This is a genomic window from Bacillus tequilensis (genome assembly GCF_012225885.1).
Taxonomy (GTDB): Bacteria; Bacillota; Bacilli; order Bacillales; family Bacillaceae; genus Bacillus; species Bacillus tequilensis.
In genome coordinates this window covers 3,361,969-3,378,205 of record NZ_CP048852.1, presented here as the reverse complement: position 1 = coordinate 3,378,205, position 16,237 = coordinate 3,361,969, and the positions used below count along the sequence as shown (strand labels likewise).

Annotated in this window: 13 protein-coding genes, 1 tRNA gene and 1 pseudogene; 11 read left to right on the top strand and 4 right to left on the bottom strand. The window is 44.3% G+C overall.

Features of this window, described 5'->3' with window-relative positions; genetic code table 11:
* The first annotated feature begins 25 nt into the window (after positions 1-25).
* From G4P54_RS17835 to pgmB, 8 genes are all read left to right on the top strand, one after another.
* Complete coding sequence (locus tag G4P54_RS17835) at positions 26-1,795, top strand: glycoside hydrolase family 13 protein (RefSeq protein WP_167873403.1); 1,770 nt, start codon at positions 26-28, stop codon at positions 1,793-1,795.
* Positions 1,796-1,889: 94 nt separating this feature from the next.
* Positions 1,890-3,143, top strand: a complete 1,254-nt coding sequence (locus G4P54_RS17830; RefSeq protein ID WP_167873402.1) for a maltodextrin ABC transporter substrate-binding protein — start codon at positions 1,890-1,892, stop codon at positions 3,141-3,143.
* A 39-nt stretch (positions 3,144-3,182) separates the two neighbouring features.
* Positions 3,183-4,490, top strand: coding sequence for a maltodextrin ABC transporter permease MdxF (gene mdxF, locus G4P54_RS17825; RefSeq protein WP_167873401.1), 1,308 nt, complete (start codon positions 3,183-3,185; stop codon positions 4,488-4,490).
* Complete coding sequence (gene mdxG / locus G4P54_RS17820) at positions 4,491-5,327, top strand: maltodextrin ABC transporter permease MdxG (protein ID WP_167873400.1); 837 nt, start codon at positions 4,491-4,493, stop codon at positions 5,325-5,327. It begins immediately after the preceding gene.
* Positions 5,328-5,331: 4 nt separating this feature from the next.
* Positions 5,332-6,216: a DUF1189 domain-containing protein gene (locus G4P54_RS17815; RefSeq protein ID WP_167873399.1), complete on the top strand. Its 885-nt coding sequence runs from the start codon at positions 5,332-5,334 to the stop codon at positions 6,214-6,216.
* Positions 6,194-8,467, top strand: a complete 2,274-nt coding sequence (locus tag G4P54_RS17810; protein ID WP_167873913.1) for a glycoside hydrolase family 65 protein — start codon at positions 6,194-6,196, stop codon at positions 8,465-8,467. Before G4P54_RS17815 ends, G4P54_RS17810 begins: the two co-directional genes overlap by 23 nt.
* Positions 8,460-10,145: a glycoside hydrolase family 13 protein gene (locus G4P54_RS17805; RefSeq protein ID WP_167873398.1), complete on the top strand. Its 1,686-nt coding sequence runs from the start codon at positions 8,460-8,462 to the stop codon at positions 10,143-10,145. Before G4P54_RS17810 ends, G4P54_RS17805 begins: the two co-directional genes overlap by 8 nt.
* Positions 10,142-10,813, top strand: a complete 672-nt coding sequence (pgmB, locus tag G4P54_RS17800) for a beta-phosphoglucomutase (protein WP_167873397.1) — start codon at positions 10,142-10,144, stop codon at positions 10,811-10,813. The genes G4P54_RS17805 and pgmB overlap by 4 nt, the downstream gene beginning before the upstream one ends.
* 58 nt (positions 10,814-10,871) lie before the next feature.
* Here the strand turns inward: pgmB and clpP are convergent, their stop codons facing one another.
* On the bottom strand, positions 10,872-11,462 hold the full coding sequence (gene clpP, locus G4P54_RS17795; protein WP_014665471.1) for an ATP-dependent Clp endopeptidase proteolytic subunit ClpP: 591 nt from the start codon (positions 11,460-11,462) through the stop codon (positions 10,872-10,874).
* 269 nt (positions 11,463-11,731) lie between these two features.
* Between clpP and G4P54_RS17790 the strand changes: the two genes are divergently transcribed.
* Positions 11,732-11,807: transfer RNA gene (locus G4P54_RS17790), tRNA-Arg, on the top strand.
* A 288-nt stretch (positions 11,808-12,095) separates the two neighbouring features.
* Here G4P54_RS17790 and cotR read toward each other — a convergent pair.
* Positions 12,096-13,058: a sporulation hydrolase CotR gene (cotR, locus tag G4P54_RS17785; protein ID WP_167873396.1), complete on the bottom strand. Its 963-nt coding sequence runs from the start codon at positions 13,056-13,058 to the stop codon at positions 12,096-12,098.
* 364 nt (positions 13,059-13,422) lie between these two features.
* Here cotR and G4P54_RS17780 point away from each other — a divergent pair, with 364 nt between their 5' ends.
* The gene (locus G4P54_RS17780; RefSeq protein ID WP_167873395.1) at positions 13,423-14,766 is read left to right on the top strand and encodes an FAD-binding oxidoreductase; all 1,344 of its coding nucleotides are present in this window, start codon (positions 13,423-13,425) and stop codon (positions 14,764-14,766) included.
* Between the two features lie 244 nt (positions 14,767-15,010).
* Positions 15,011-15,522: pseudogene (locus tag G4P54_RS17775) on the top strand (DUF3231 family protein).
* Positions 15,523-15,558: 36 nt separating this feature from the next.
* Here G4P54_RS17775 and G4P54_RS17770 read toward each other — a convergent pair.
* On the bottom strand, positions 15,559-15,879 hold the full coding sequence (locus G4P54_RS17770) for a DMT family transporter (RefSeq protein WP_024713431.1): 321 nt from the start codon (positions 15,877-15,879) through the stop codon (positions 15,559-15,561).
* Positions 15,879-16,214, bottom strand: a complete 336-nt coding sequence (locus tag G4P54_RS17765; protein ID WP_024713432.1) for a DMT family transporter — start codon at positions 16,212-16,214, stop codon at positions 15,879-15,881. Before G4P54_RS17765 ends, G4P54_RS17770 begins: the two co-directional genes overlap by 1 nt.
* Between the last annotated feature and the right edge of the window lie 23 nt (positions 16,215-16,237).

Genomic DNA, 16,237 nt, shown 5'->3' with positions numbered 1-16,237 from the left:
TAAAACGGAAGCCAAAGGGGGAGATATGATGGAATATGCAGCGATTCATCATCAGCCGTTCAGTGCTGACGCTTATTCTTACGATGGGCGGACCGTGCATATCAAGATTCGGACGAAAAAAGGCGATGCAAATCAGATTTCACTTATTTGGGGTGACCCATATGAATACAAGGCTGGCAGATGGTCGGCAAACGATCAGCCGATGAGGAAAATTGCCGCTACGGACATGCATGATTATTGGTTTGCTGAAGTAGTGCCGACATACAGGCGTTTGCAATATGCGTTTGTTGTCACCGACGATCATGAAGACGTCTTTTTCGGAAGTTCAGGTGTATGTCCATATAACAAAAAAACACTGGAGACGATTCATTATTATTTTAAACTTCCATTTGTTCACGAGGTTGATACATTTCAAGCGCCTGAGTGGGTCAAGTCAACGGTTTGGTATCAAATTTTCCCGGAGCGTTTTGCAAATGGAAGAGAAGACTTATCACCGGAGAATGCATTGCCATGGGGGAGCAAGGACCCGGACGTCAATGATTTTTTTGGAGGGGATTTGCAAGGGATTGTGGATAAGCTTGATTATTTAGAGGATTTAGGGGTGAATGGAATTTACTTGACGCCGATCTTTTCCGCGCCTTCTAACCATAAATACGACACGCTGGATTACTATTCCATTGATCCGCATTTTGGAGATCCCGAGCTTTTTCGCACATTGGTCAGCCAGCTTCATGAGCGGGGGATGAGGATTATGCTTGACGCTGTTTTTAATCATATAGGCAGCGCTTCTCCGCAGTGGCAGGATGTCGTGAAAAACGGTGCTCAATCCCACTATAAAGACTGGTTCCATATTCACTCTTTTCCTGTCTCAGAAGATAATTATGACAGGTTTGCGTTTACACCTGAAATGCCAAAGCTAAATACGGCGAATCCTGAAGTGCAGAGATATTTGCTTGATATTGCTTTGTACTGGATTCGGGAATTTGATATTGACGGCTGGCGTTTGGATGTCGCCAATGAAGTGGATCATGTGTTTTGGAAGACATTCAGGCAAGCCGTTTCTGCAGAGAAGCCTGATGTTTATATTTTAGGTGAGATCTGGCATGCTTCCGAACCTTGGCTTAGAGGAGATGAATTTCATGCGGTGATGAATTACCCTTTTACAGAGCCTATGATTGAATATTTTGCTGACCGGACGATTCCAGCCTCACGTATGGTCCACCGTGTCAATGCGCATTTGATGAATGGGATGAAGCAGGCCAATGAGGTGATGTTTAATTTACTGGACAGTCATGATACAAAACGCCTTTTGACCAGATGCCGGAATGATGAGAAAAAAGCACGCGCTTTGCTGGCCTTTATGTTTGCCCAGACAGGCTCACCATGCATCTATTACGGAACGGAAATCGGGCTGGACGGTGGAAATGATCCTTTATGCCGGAAATGTATGGTTTGGGAAAAAGAGGAGCAAAACCAAGACATGCTGCGATTTATGAAACGGCTCATTGCTTTACGCAAACAAGAAAACACTTTATTGGCTGAGGGAAGTCTTGAGTGGAATCTGCTGGATGACCAAAACGACTTCATTAGCTTTTCGCGGACTCTTGATGAAAAAACACTGATTTATTTCTTTAATCAAGGGGACGGAACTCGCCATGTCAGTTTGCGAGATTTGCATATTGAAAGGAATAAGAAAATCTGCGACGTGTGGACAGAGCAGCCGCTTCATCATCACGATGTGATTGCTGTTCAGTCTGGAGAATTTTTTATTTTAGGTGCCGCCTCCCCTGTTTAAATTCTGTTATCGGTAACAATGTGAAAGTTATTGTAACCGCTTTCCGGAGAACAATACAATTGTTTTAGATTCATAAATAGAAAGGGGAAAAGAGATGATACTTGTTAAAAAGGGATTCGCCTTATTGGCGGCATCAGTCCTGACATTCGGCCTTGCCGCCTGTTCGAATTCAAAAGATACGGCAGGAGCTGACGGCAAAAAGGTGCTGACTGTGTCTGTCGAAGAAACCTATAAAGATTACATTGAAAGCATAAAAGCAAAGTTCGAAAAAGAGAATGATGTCACAATAAAAATTGTTGAAAAGCAAATGTTCGAACAGTTAGAAGCGCTTCCTCTCGATGGTCCGGCGGGCAATGCACCTGATGTTATGCTTGCCGCCTACGACCGGATCGGCGGATTGGGCCAGCAAGGACATTTGCTGGACATCAAGCCGTCTCATACAAAAAGTTTTGGAGATAAAGAGATGCAGCAGGTGACGGTTGACGGCAAGGTGTATGGAATGCCGCTGGTCATTGAGACGCTTGTTTTGTATTACAATAAAGATCTTTTACAAACAGCGCCAAAAACTTTTAAAGACCTTGAAAAGCTGGCGGAGGATTCCCGGTTTACGTTTGCTTCTGAGAAAGGAAAATCAACCGGATTTTTAGCGAAATGGACTGACTTTTATATGTCATACGGTTTGTTGGCCGGTTACGGCGGTTATGTTTTTGGAAAAAACGGCACAGATCCCGGAGACATCGGCCTGAACAATAAAGGCGCGGTAGAAGCGGTGAAATATGCTGAGAAATGGTTTAAAACCTATTGGCCCAAAGGCATGCAAGACAATTCTAGCGCAGACGATTTTATTCAGCAGATGTTTCTAGATGGCAAAGCGGGTGCAATCATCGGCGGGCCGTGGTCAGCTGCCAACTATAAAGAGGCTGAATTGAACTATGGCGTAGCTCCCATTCCGACATTGCCAAACGGAGAAGAATATGCGCCTTTTGCCGGCGGTAAGGGCTGGATTGCATCAAAATATACAAAAGAACCCGAACTGGCTGAAAAATGGCTTGAGTATGCAACAAATGATGCCAATGCTTACGCTTTTTATGAGGATACAAACGAAGTACCGGCCAACACGTCTGCAAGGAAGAAGGCGGATGGGCAAAAAAACGAACTGACATCAGCTGTGATTAAACAATATGAAACAGCGATACCGACTCCGAATATTCCGGAAATGGCTGAGGTATGGACGGGAGCGGAAAGCTTGATTTTTGACGCAGCTTCAGGAAAAAAAGCGGCGCAAACATCAGCGAATGATGCTGTAAACGTCATAAAGGAAAATATCAAAGAAAAGTATGTGAAATAAAACGGCGGGACAGCGTCCGGAAGAATAGAGGGCGAAAAAATGAATACACACCACACACTTGCAAAGCAAAAACGAAAGGCTGGGTTTTTATCGATCATTCCAGGGCTTGGGCAGATTGCAAATCAGCAGTTTTCAAAGGGGATTTTGTTTCTTGCCATTACAGGATTGTTTGTTGCTGAATTAAGCGTTTTTGGCATTCGGGCGCTCACCGGCTTGATGACATTGGGAAATGTTCCCGGTGAGGATCACTCACTGTTTATGCTGATTGAAGGCACGCTGCAATTGATTGTGACAGTGATTTTCCTCATGTTCTATATCTTTAATATTCATGATTCGCGTAAGACCGCCGCTATGAAAGCGGCGGGCCTGGAGGTCAATACAACGGCCAAGGATATGATCCGTCATGCGGGTGACAAAGGGTTTCCATATTTATTTACACTGCCGGCATATCTCATGATGGTGTTTGTGATTATTTTTCCGGTTTTGGTGACTCTGTTTGTTGCATGTACGAACTATGATTTTTATCACATTCCGCCTAACAGCCTCATTGACTGGGTCGGTTTTAAAAATTTCTTGAATATTTTTTTCCTCGGCTCCTATCGTGAAACATTTGTGAATGTCCTCGGCTGGACGGTCATCTGGACAATCTGTGCAACAACGCTGCAAATCATTTTGGGTATTGTAACGGCGCTTTTCGTCAATCAGGATTTTATAAAGGGCAAGCGGCTGTTCCGAATGATTTTCTTATTTCCATGGGCTGTTCCGGCTTTTATTACAATCATGAGTTTTTCCAACATGTTTAACGATAGCATTGGAGCGGTGAATGCGCAGGTGATTCCATTATTAAACCACCTGCCGTTTGTAGAGCTGCCTGCGATCGCGTGGAAGACTGACCCATTCTGGACAAAGACAGCTCTTATTATGATTCAGACCTGGCTTGGCTTTCCCTATATTTATGTCATGGTGACGGGAGTGCTTCAGGCGATTCCAGGTGAACTGTATGAAGCGGCAAAGATTGACGGGGCCACATTTATTCAGCGCTTTCAACACATTACATTTCCGATGATTTTATTTGCGACAGCACCCGTAATGATTACCCAGTATACGTTTAATTTCAATAATTTCTCGATTATCTACTTATTTAATGAGGGAGGACCTGGCAGCGCGGGAGCAGGGGCCGGATCGACCGATATCTTAATTTCTTGGATTTATAAACTGACAACAGGCACATCACCGCAATACGCCGTTGCGGCGGCTGTTACACTGTTAATTTCTTTTATTGTCATTGGAATGTCCCTGATTGCTTTTAAAAAGTCGAATGCTTTTGGCAATGAGGAGGTGATGTAGGTGAACGCAAAAACTGCCAGAATGCTTAATCGCATCTGTACCTATTTGTTTTTGGGGCTGTTAAGTATTGTCATTATCTATCCGTTGCTGATTACGGCGTCATCCGCTTTTCATGTCGGAAATGCGGCGGCTTTTCAGCTCGATTTTTCAGGTTCTTGGACGTTGGAACATTTTAAGCGGTTATTTGATGAGACGCTTTATCTTCATTGGTACAGCAATACGCTTGTGATCGCGCTATCGGTCATGGTGCTGCAGGTGACGATCGTGACGCTTGCCGGGTATACGTACAGCCGTTATCGGTTTGTGGGCAGAAAAAAGAGCCTCGTATTCTTTTTAATCATTCAAATGGTGCCGACGATGGCAGCGCTGACCGCTTTTTACGTCCTGGCGATGCTGATAGGCGCACTTGATCAATACTGGTTTTTGACGGCCATCTATATCGGCGGAGGAATTCCGATGAACACGTGGCTGATGAAAGGTTATTTTGACACTGTGCCGAGAGAAATTGATGAAGCCGCGCGAATTGATGGAGCGGGGCATCTGAGGATTTTCGCTTCAATTGTGCTGCCGCTTGTTAAGCCGATGCTCGCAGTGCAAGCGCTTTGGGCATTTATGGCGCCGTTTGGCGACTATTTGCTGGCGAAGTTTTTGCTGCGTTCACCGGAAAGGCTGACCATCGCTGTAGGATTACAGTCCTTCATTTCAAACCCGCAGCAGCAAAAGGTCGCCCTGTTTGCGGCGGGAGCTATACTGGCCGCATTGCCGATATGCGTCTTGTTCTTTTTTCTCCAAAAGAACTTTGTGTCCGGATTGACTTCCGGCGGAACAAAGGGGTAATTCGATGAAGAATCTGCAAAATGAAAGCTTTATCATTCGCTTTCTGAAAGCGGCTGCGTCTCCATCCGGGATTTGCCGTTACGGGCATACCTTCAGCTGGCTGCAGCTCTCTTTTCTGTTTATGTTTTTAACGGCCTGCTTGATGGCCCCTTTGACGGTGTCGTTTATGAAAATGGATCGCTACAGCGTGGCATCATTTATGCCGTCAGCGATTCAACAGGTTCATGATCAATTTGCTGAACAATTACAAGGTGTTCAAATCAGAAACGGAAAACTGACGGGCGGGAAGAGCTCTGAACGGATTGAAGTTGGGCAGCATTTGCTGGCGGTTGATAGGAAGCATGACTTTCAGACAAGCGGTGAAAATGGGCGCTTGAAAGTAGCTGGATATGATAATGCCATCATATTTCAATCTGATCAACTGGTGATCACTGATCAAAACGGAACGGGGTTTTCTGTTGGCTATGCGAATTTGGACACTGAGCTTAAGGAACCAAACGGCCATGATGTGGTGGCTTTGATTGATACGCTGTGGCTGGCGCAGTATAAGCCAATGATCATGGTGCTGGCATATGCGGTGATTTTTTTGATCCAGCTTTTTTTGACGGCTGTTCTTGCGGGAGGCATCTGGATCACAACAATATCAAATATGATCTCTATTGCATCATACAAGGAAGCGGCATCTATGGCGATTTGCGCCTCAACATTGCCGGCATTTACGGCAGCTGCTGTCGGAATGGTTCATTTTGACTTGATTATTGTATTGCTGATCCATTCGTGCGGCGTCACTTTGATGATTGCTTTTGCGTTTAGATATTTGGCCCAAACCCGCCGGCATAATGGAAACTTACATTCGGGAGGACATGATGATAAATCAGCGGTTATTTGAGATTGATCAATGGAAAATCAAAACGCATACATTTCAAAAGGAACATACACGGCTGCAGGAAAGCCTGACGTCTCTTGCTAATGGCTATATGGGCATCAGAGGGAATTTTGAAGAAAGCTATTCAGGCGACAGCCACCAAGGCACATATATTGCCGGCGTGTGGTTTCCTGACAAAACGCGGGTAGGCTGGTGGAAAAACGGGTACCCGGAATATTTCGGAAAAGTGATTAATGCGTTGAACTTTATTGGCATTGGCTTATATGTAGACGGTGAAAAAGTGGATCTCTATCAAAACCAAATTGAATCATTTGAGTTAGAGCTCAATATGAAAGAGGGGATTCTGCGGCGAAGCGCTGTTGTCCGCATTCAGGATAAAATCGTCAGAATCAGGTCGGAGCGATTTCTTAGCCTTGCCGTAAAAGAGCTTTGTGCGATTCATTATGAAGCGGAGTGCCTGACAGAAGATGCTGTCATTACGCTGATTCCTTATCTGGACGGAAATGTCGCAAATGAAGATTCTAACTATGAAGAACAGTTTTGGCAGGAAGAAGCGAAAGGGGCTGCTTCTCACCGCGGCCATTTAGTCACAAAAACGATCAGAAATCCGTTTGGAACACCGCGTTTTACTGTTTCAGCCGCAATGGCAAACGTGACAGAGGACTTCGTCAGTGAAAGCTCTCAAACAGCTGAGATGTATGTCGAGAATCGATACAGCTACCAAACGAAGGCCTCTCTGAAGAAGTTTATTATTGTCACGACTTCCCGTGATGTTCAGGAGACAGAGCTTCTATCGAAAGGCAAGGAGCTTTTGGCGGGTGTTCTTGAGAACGGATATGAAGAAGAAAAACAGAGGCACATTGAGCAATGGAAGGAAAGATGGGTAAAAGCGGACATAGAGATTAAAGGGGATGAGGAACTTCAGCAAGGCATCCGCTACAATATCTTTCAGTTATTCTCGACGTATTACGGGAGCGATGCACGTTTGAATATCGGGCCGAAAGGATTTACTGGCGAAAAATACGGAGGTGCCGCTTATTGGGATACTGAGGCGTACGCCGTGCCGATGTATGTGGCGACAGCCGAGCCGGAGGTGACGAAAAATCTGCTTTTGTATCGCTATCATCATTTGGAGGCTGCTAAACGGAATGCCGCCAAGCTCGGGATGAAGGGGGCCCTTTATCCGATGGTGACGTTCACAGGGGATGAATGCCACAACGAATGGGAGATCACCTTTGAAGAAATTCACCGCAATGGCGCCATTTGCTATGCGATCTGGCATTACGTCCAATATACAGGCGATCATGATTATATGAAAGAATACGGGATAGATGTACTTGTTGAAGTCAGCAGGTTTTGGGCGGATCGCGTTCACTTCTCAAAACGAAAAAACAAATATATGATCCACGGCGTCACAGGACCGAATGAATACGAAAACAATGTCAACAACAATTGGTATACAAATGTCATGGCAGCTTGGACGTTGGAGTATACATTAGAAAATCTCGAAAAGATTTCAGCCGAAAAACGCCGCCTGCTTGATGTTCAGGCAGAAGAACTGAAGGCCTGGAGAGAAATCATTCAGCACATGTATTATCCGTATAGTGAAGAACTGCAAGTTTTCATTCAGCATGATACATTCTTGGACAAAGAGCTGCAATCTGCGGACGAGTTAGATCCAGCTGAGCGGCCTCTTTATCAGAATTGGTCGTGGGATAAGATACTCCGCTCCAATTTTATTAAGCAGGCAGATGTCCTTCAAGGCATTTATCTTTTTCATGACCGTTTTACAATGGAAGAAAAACGCCGAAACTTTGAGTTTTATGAACCGATGACTGTTCATGAATCAAGTCTGTCGCCTTCTGTCCATGCGGTTCTCGCAGCCGAGCTCAAGATGGAAAAGAAAGCGCTTGAATTATGTAAGCGTACAGCTAGGCTTGATCTTGACAATTACAATCATGACACGGAAGAAGGTTTGCACATCACATCAATGACGGGAAGCTGGCTTGCGATCGTTCAGGGCTTTGCAGGCATGCGGATCACGAATGAGACACTGTCATTCGCTCCGTTTATGCCGAAAGAATGGGATGGATATTCGTTCAACATCAATTATCGAAACCGATTAATCAATGTTGCGGTTGACAACATGAGCGCCGTCTTTGAGCTTGTAAAAGGTGAGCCGCTTCGCATGAAAGTGTATGAGGAACCGGTTGTCTTAAATGGACGATGGGAAAGGAGAACGCCTGATGAGTGAATGGTGGAAAGAAGCTGTCGTTTATCAAATTTACCCGCGCAGTTTTTACGATGCCAACGGAGATGGATTCGGGGATTTGCAAGGTGTGATTCAAAAGCTGGATTACATCAAACATCTCGGTGCTGATGTGATCTGGCTCTCCCCGGTGTTTGATTCTCCGCAGGATGACAACGGCTATGACATTAGCGACTATAGAAATATGTACGAAAAATTTGGGACAAATGAAGATATGTTTCAGTTAATCGATGAAGTGCATCAGCGCGGAATGAAAATCGTCATGGATTTGGTCGTGAACCACACGTCAGATGAGCATGCCTGGTTTGCAGAAAGCCGCAAGTCAAAGGACAATCCTTACCGGGATTATTATTTTTGGAAAGATCCGAAATCGGACGGCTCGGAGCCGAATAATTGGGGATCGATTTTTTCAGGCTCGGCGTGGACGTACGATGAAGCGACAGGACAGTATTATTTGCACTATTTTTCGAAAAAACAGCCTGATTTAAATTGGGAAAATGAAACGGTGCGCAGGGAAGTTTATGATGTGATGAGATTTTGGATGGATAAAGGCGTTGACGGCTGGCGGATGGATGTGATCGGCTCCATTTCCAAGCACACTGATTTTCCGGACTATGAAACAGATAACAGCAAAAACTATATCGTCGGCCGTTATCATTCTAATGGCCCGCGCCTTCATGAATTTATTCAAGAAATGAACAGGGAAGTGCTTTCTCATTACGACTGCATGACGGTCGGAGAGGCAAACGGCTCTGACATCGAAGAGGCGAAAAAGTACACAGATGCAAGCAGGCAAGAACTGAATATGATCTTCACATTTGAACATATGGATATTGATACAGAACACAGTTCGCCAAATGGGAAATGGCAGATCAAGCCGTTTGATGTCATTGCTTTAAAACAGACGATGACAAGGTGGCAGACCGGATTAATGAATGTCGGCTGGAATACCCTGTATTTTGAAAACCATGACCAGCCGAGGGTAATTTCCCGCTGGGGCAATGACGGGAAGCTGCGTAAGGAATGTGCAAAAGCATTTGCAACGGTACTCCACGGTATGAAAGGAACACCGTTTATTTACCAGGGAGAAGAAATCGGCATGGTCAACAGTGATATGCCGCTGGAGATGTATGACGATCTTGAAATAAAAAATGCATATCGCGAACTAGTCGTTGAAAACAAAACGATGTCAGAAAAAGAATTTCTAAAAGCCGCGGCAAAAAAAGGACGGGATCATGCGAGAACACCGATGCAATGGGATGGCGGAAAACATGCGGGATTCACAGCCGGAGACCCTTGGATAGCGGTAAATTCCCGTTATCATGATATCAATGTGAAAGAGTCCTTGGAAGATCAAGGTTCGATTTTCTATTACTATCAGAAGCTCATTCAATTACGAAAGCAATACAAGATTATGATATACGGAGATTATCAGCTGCTGCTGGAAAATGATCCGCAAATTTTTTCTTATCTCCGTGAATATCAAGGAGAAAAACTTCTCGTCGTTGTGAATTTATCAGAAGACAAGGCCCAGTTCAAAGCGCCGCCGGAACTGATCCATGAGCGTTGGAAAGTCCTGATTTCGAACTATCCGCAGGAGCCGGCGGACTTGACGAGCATGTCCCTCGAACCTTATGAAGCTGTGATGGGTATCAGCATATGAAAGCGGTCATTTTTGATTTAGACGGAGTGATAACAGACACTGCTGAATATCATTTTCTCGCTTGGAAGCACATCGCACAGCAAATTGATATTCCCTTTGACAGACGCATGAATGAAAGGCTAAAAGGGATCAGCAGAGAAGAATCACTTGAAAGCCTGCTTATCTCCGGCGGTGCGGAAACATGGTATACAAACGCAGAGAAACAAGAACTTATGCATCAAAAAAATCACTATTATCAAACGCTGATCCGCAAATTGACGCCGGAAGATCTTTTGCCGGGAATCGGCAGGCTTCTTTGTGAATTAAAAAATGAACATATAAAAATCGGGTTAGCATCTTCAAGCCGCAACGCTCCCGAGATTTTAAAACGTTTGGCCATTATTGATGATTTTCATGCTATCGTTGACCCGGCAGCTCTCGCGAACGGGAAACCTGATCCTGAAATCTTTTTAACAGCTGCAGCGCTGCTCGATGTTTCCCCGGCCGATTGCGCGGCAATAGAAGACGCTGAAGCAGGCATTTCCGCCATTAAATCTGCCGGGATGTTTGCGGTTGGAGTCGGTCATGAACAGTCAATGATTGGTGCTGATCTGATTGTGAGGCACACGTGTGATTTGACGCTTGAGCTGTTGAAAGAGGAATGGGAGCGGTACAGGAAAAAAGTGTGAATTCCTTCAAATGAAAAAACCTGCAAGAGCCGCAGCCCTTGCAGGTTTTGTTTTATGACTATTTATCTTCTGTGTGAGTCAAAATTTTGTCAATCAGGCCGTATTCAAGCGCTTCTTCAGCAGACTTGAAGTTATCACGGTCTGTGTCGCGTTCGATCACTTCAAGCGGCTGGCCAGTACGTTCAGCAAGGACTTTGTTTAATTTGTCGCGAAGCAAGAGAATGCGTTTCGCAGCAATTTCAATTTCTGTCGCCTGACCTTGCGCACCGCCAAGAGGCTGGTGAATCATGACTTCACTGTTTGGAAGCGCGTAACGTTTGCCTTTTTCGCCGGCTGCAAGCAGGAACGCGCCCATTGAAGCAGCCATACCGATACAAATGGTAGATACCTTCGGCTTAATAAACTGCATAGTATCATAGATCGCCATACCGGCAGTGATAGAACCGCCCGGGCTGTTAATGTAAAGAGAAATTTCTTTTTCAGGGTCTTCTGCTGCTAAGAATAAAAGCTGTGACACGATGGAGTTCGCAACGTTGTCATCAATCGCAGATCCAAGCATGATGATACGATCCTTTAATAGACGAGAATAAATGTCATACGCTCTTTCCCCGCGGTTCGTTTGTTCAATGACTGTAGGTATTAAATTCATAATGCTCCTCCTTCACCTTTTAGGTAAGTATGTAGTTACATGATACATTTTTGGTCAATAAAGGTCAAACAAAAAGCTGGCTTGATATGCAAAGTCGTCTCTTTTTCCCATTTTCCCCAAAAACACAGGGGTTCAAACCATCATATGTCAGATTGCCAAATCCGATGATGTGTCTGTTTAAAAAAACAGCTCTTGAAATAGAGGGTTGTTATTTGCATGGCATTATCGTATAATTAGTTGTGCTGACGTTCTCATAACGCAGTCATTCTGCGCTCGTAGCTCAGTTGGATAGAGCGGTGGTTTCCGGTACCACGTCTGTCGGGGGTTCGAATCCCTCCGAGCGCGTCCAATAGAACAACAGGAAAGACAAGGGACTGGCATTTCGCCGCTCTTGTCTTTTTTGTGTGAAAAAGGGAATTGCATACCTTAGAGTAACATGTCAATTACATTCTTTAGTTTGAACCCTCACTTTCAAAAGAAGAAGCATGAATTGATTTTTTCATTCATCTTATTAGCTTGTGATTAACAAACCTTTTAAAAAATCCGGTTCTATTTTACCCATTGCCTGTATTTATTTTGAGAATCTTCTCTCGGACAAAATTGGATAAGCGAGAATTGATTTAAAATAAAAAATTATTTGCTCCCCCAGTTTTTCTCTATAAATTGAATCGCAGGCTGTAAGTTGGTTTTGTTCGCCATTTCAATGACAGCGGGAACGACCGTAGGATCCGTTTTGGAGAAGTTCGGAATCCGCGGATCTAGCCGGAAAAAACGATCTCCCAGAAGATTCGCACTGACCATGGATTCATAGTACCCATTACCGCCAGCAATTATCTGAAGAAATGGTAGTAAAGGTTCATTAGGCGACCTGTCCAAAAGGACTCCCCAATTTGGAGGAAGGTTCTTCAGGTTTTCGGGACGTATGTTATCTGCACTTACCATTCCCCATCCCCTCGTATCTCTTCTTAACCGAGTCGGGGCTTCACCTGTTCCGATGGACAATACCGCAATTTGATCCAACGGCACTTTGGCTTTACCGACTGCAAACGCGATACTGGCTGTACTAGGGTTCGTTGCTACTACATACCCATCCACGTAGTTTTGATAAGCCCGTTGCGTCGCGGGAGCACCGCTGCTCCGCAGTATGACATCACTCACTTTTTCATTTAAATAGGGAGAGCCGGGAAAATTGTGAAATAAGACAGGAGTCCAACGGTCCAGTTTTTGAGAGTATAATTTGAATGATGGGACAACAATTCGTTTTCTTAAATCTATAAGCTGAAGATCTGCTGGGAAAAAATTTCGTACCGCTTTAATAAAACCGGAATAGGGTAATTGTTGGTTGAAAACAGGTCCGCCTGGCCGGGAAATGCTGAATGCGGGCAGGATTTCTTCCTCAAAATACTGAAGTGTTTCCCTCGGAGATCTTCCGCTTGCTAATGCAAGGGCAGTAAATGAACCGATTGAATTTCCCGAAAATACATGGGTTCGACTAATTAACTTCGGGTTTTGCCTAGCCAATCTGTTTAACAGTTGTAAACTTAAAGCACCTAAGGTACCGCCGCCGTCAAAGGTCATAATCCGATATTTTGCCAAAGCTGATGTCTCCTTTCTACATACATTCAGTATATGATGATCTAGGGTCTGTTGTATGGATGTATACCTCTTGTACGAAACACTTCTTCATCTCTCTTTTCTTTTGGCCTAAACGAATATTCACTCCGAAAAAAACTGGACACTGCTCCTAAAAACGATAAGAAAAAACGCTGCTTGCTGGAGGATTGGACAGGAAGTTTGCTCAAAATTGTTTGAAAAATCAACTGGTTTCTCAGCAGACCTTACCGACGAAAAAGGCCATAGCGTATGATATTTATAGTTCGTAGATCATTTGTCTATGCGATTATCCAGCTCCTGCATATGTTAGTATCTGAATCGAATTTCTTTGGGAGTGAAATAATATATGGGATCAACACAGTTGACAGGGCGTGTAATCTTCAAAGGAGACCCCGGCTATACAGAGGCTATTAAGAATTGGAACCCTTATGTGGATGTCTATCCTCTTGTCTTTGTTTTTGCGCAAAATTCATACGATGTAAGTAATGCCATTAAATGGGCTCGTGAGAATAAAGTGCCTTTACGTGTCAGAAGCGGTCGCCATGCTTTAGATAAGAACCTTTCAGTAGTAAGCGGCGGAATTGTTATTGATGTGAGTGACATGAATAAAGTTTTCTTAGATGAAGAAAACGCGATTGCAACCGTTCAAACTGGTATTCCCGTTGGCCCGCTTGTAAAGGGATTAGCTCGAGACGGTTTTATGGCTCCGTTTGGAGACAGCCCAACAGTTGGAATCGGGGGAATTACGATGGGCGGCGGATTTGGTGTACTCTCACGATCGATTGGCCTTATAAGTGATAACCTTCTCGCGCTGAAAACGGTAGATGCAAAAGGCAGGATTATTCACGCAAACCAATCTCACAATGAGGATTTGCTATGGGCTTCTAGAGGCGGAGGAGGAGGTAACTTTGGATATAATACCCAATATACATTCAAAGTTCATCGTGCCCCTAAAACTGCAACCGTCTTCAATATTATCTGGCCGTGGGAACAATTAGAAACGGTCTTTAAAGCTTGGCAGAAATGGGCTCCGTTTGTAGATGAACGATTAGGATGCTACCTTGAAATTTACAGCAAAATAAATGGTTTGTGCCATGCAGAAGGAATTTTCCTCGGTTCGAAAACTGAATTGATTCGATTATTAAAACCTTTATTACATGCGGGAACTCCAACAGAAGCAGATATCAAAACATTATACTATCCAGATGCTATAGATTTCTTAGACCCTGACGAACCCCTCCCTGGCAGAAATGATCAGAGTGTTAAATTCTCCTCGGCTTGGGGACATGATTTTTGGTCTGACGAACCCATTTCAATCATGAGAAAATTTTTGGAAGATGCTACTGGAACAGAAGCCAATTTCTTTTTTATCAATTGGGGTGGTGCTATAAGCAGAGTCCCTAAAGACGAAACTGCCTTTTTTTGGCGCCATCCATTGTTTTATACGGAATGGACGGCTAGTTGGAAAAATAAATCACAAGAAGATTCAAGCCTTGCATCAGTTGAAAGAGTGCGCCAGCTGATGCAACCATATGTAGCAGGTTCATATGTTAATGTTCCAGATCAAAACATTGAAAACTTCGGAAAAGAATATTATGGCGCAAACTTTGCGCGGCTTCGAGAAATAAAGGCGAAATATGACCCCGAAAATGTATTTCGTTTTCCGCAAAGCATCCCGCCATCTCGTTAAAGTTTATTAAAGACAGAATCAATGACTCATACTAAAAAGCACTTGAAGGGTTTCCGGTATCTTGTCTGTCGGGGTGCGAATCCCTTCAGGGGTCCAATCAAACAACAGGAAAGACAAGGGTTGGCAACTTGCCACTCTTGTCTTTTTTGTTTCATTTCATAAATCTTTTCCGCTGAAATATAAATGTTCCTCCGCTTGGGCACGTTATGAAATGTGCAATATTGAATATGCGAGGAGGATGAACATGGGTATTTTAAGCGGAAATCCGCAGGAAGAACCGATGCATTACGGTGAGGTATTCAGCTTGTGGAGCTATGTGATGGCGGGCAATAAAATGGTCGGCAATTACCAGATGTTAATGAATCATGTCGGTGATGATGACCTAAAGAAGCTGCTTCGTGAGTCTATTGAGAAATGCCAAGATGAAATCAAACAGGTCAGCACGGTGCTGAAGGAAAATGGAGTGGCGCTTCCGCCGGCTTCTCCTGAACCGCCGGCAGCCGATCTTAACGATATTCCGCCCGGCGCGCGGTTTCTTGACCCGGATGTGGCGGCATCAGCGGCAGCTGAAAACGTGCAGGTCTTATGACATGCAGCAAAATAATGGGACAATCGATTCGTGAAGATATTGCCATGATGTTTGGGCAATTTCATATGTCGAAAGCCGCAACCGGAGCGAAATACTTAAGGCTGCTAAAAAACAAAGGCTGGCTTATTCCGCCGCCGCTTCACCTTCAAAAACATCAAGACGCTTAATGGCAAAGGCATATACAAATTGTATGTGCCTTTATTTTATGATGAAGACGTCAGGCGCAGACCGATGACGCCAGCGAGGATAAGGAAGAGAGAGATCACCTGGGGCAGCTGAAACCGCTCCTTAAACCAGATGAACCCGACCGCTGAAACGCCAATGCTGCCAATTCCGGTCCAGACGGCATAAGCGACTCCGGCAGGCAGGATCAGCATCGCTTGGGAAAGGCAGTAAAAGGATAAGCCGAATCCAATTGTCATCACAATGATCGGCCATTTTTTTCTTGTGCCGTCTATATATTTCATGGCAACAGCAGCTATAATTTCTTCTATGCCGGCAATTACTAATAAAAACCATGCCATTATTTTTCACCTCTTGGCTGTGATTTGCTTTCTTTTGTAAATAGCTTCATTCCTAAAATACCGGCCAGCAATAAAGCTAAAAAGAACATTTGGGCGGCCGAGAAGGATTCGCCCAAAACAATTCCGGTCATATAGGTTCCGACGGTTCCGATTCCGACAAACACAGTGTACGCCGCGGCCATCGGGATTTTTTGATAAGAACGGATCAACAGGAGAAAGCTGATCGCGATCAAGATAAAAATGATAGCCCAATCCAAAAGCGAATCAGCATGTTTAAGGGAAGACGCCCAAACCACTTCTAAAAGCCCGGCAATCAAAACAAGCACCCAATTCATATGAAACACCTCTCAATTTTATG

What these genes read in the sequence shown, in the direction of transcription:
- G4P54_RS17780 (WP_167873395.1), top strand. Translation starts at nt 13,423, where the DNA reads ATGGGATCAACACAGTTGACAGGGCGTGTAATCTTCAAAGGAGACCCC.
- pgmB (WP_167873397.1), top strand. Translation starts at nt 10,142, where the DNA reads ATGAAAGCGGTCATTTTTGATTTAGACGGAGTGATAACAGACACTGCT.
- G4P54_RS17765 (WP_024713432.1), bottom strand. Translation starts at nt 16,214, where the DNA reads ATGAATTGGGTGCTTGTTTTGATTGCCGGGCTTTTAGAAGTGGTTTGG.
- G4P54_RS17810 (WP_167873913.1), top strand. Translation starts at nt 6,194, where the DNA reads ATGATAAATCAGCGGTTATTTGAGATTGATCAATGGAAAATCAAAACG.
- G4P54_RS17805 (WP_167873398.1), top strand. Translation starts at nt 8,460, where the DNA reads ATGAGTGAATGGTGGAAAGAAGCTGTCGTTTATCAAATTTACCCGCGC.
- G4P54_RS17830 (WP_167873402.1), top strand. Translation starts at nt 1,890, where the DNA reads ATGATACTTGTTAAAAAGGGATTCGCCTTATTGGCGGCATCAGTCCTG.
- mdxF (WP_167873401.1), top strand. Translation starts at nt 3,183, where the DNA reads ATGAATACACACCACACACTTGCAAAGCAAAAACGAAAGGCTGGGTTT.
- G4P54_RS17835 (WP_167873403.1), top strand. Translation starts at nt 26, where the DNA reads ATGATGGAATATGCAGCGATTCATCATCAGCCGTTCAGTGCTGACGCT.
- G4P54_RS17815 (WP_167873399.1), top strand. Translation starts at nt 5,332, where the DNA reads ATGAAGAATCTGCAAAATGAAAGCTTTATCATTCGCTTTCTGAAAGCG.
- clpP (WP_014665471.1), bottom strand. Translation starts at nt 11,462, where the DNA reads ATGAATTTAATACCTACAGTCATTGAACAAACGAACCGCGGGGAAAGA.
- G4P54_RS17770 (WP_024713431.1), bottom strand. Translation starts at nt 15,879, where the DNA reads ATGGCATGGTTTTTATTAGTAATTGCCGGCATAGAAGAAATTATAGCT.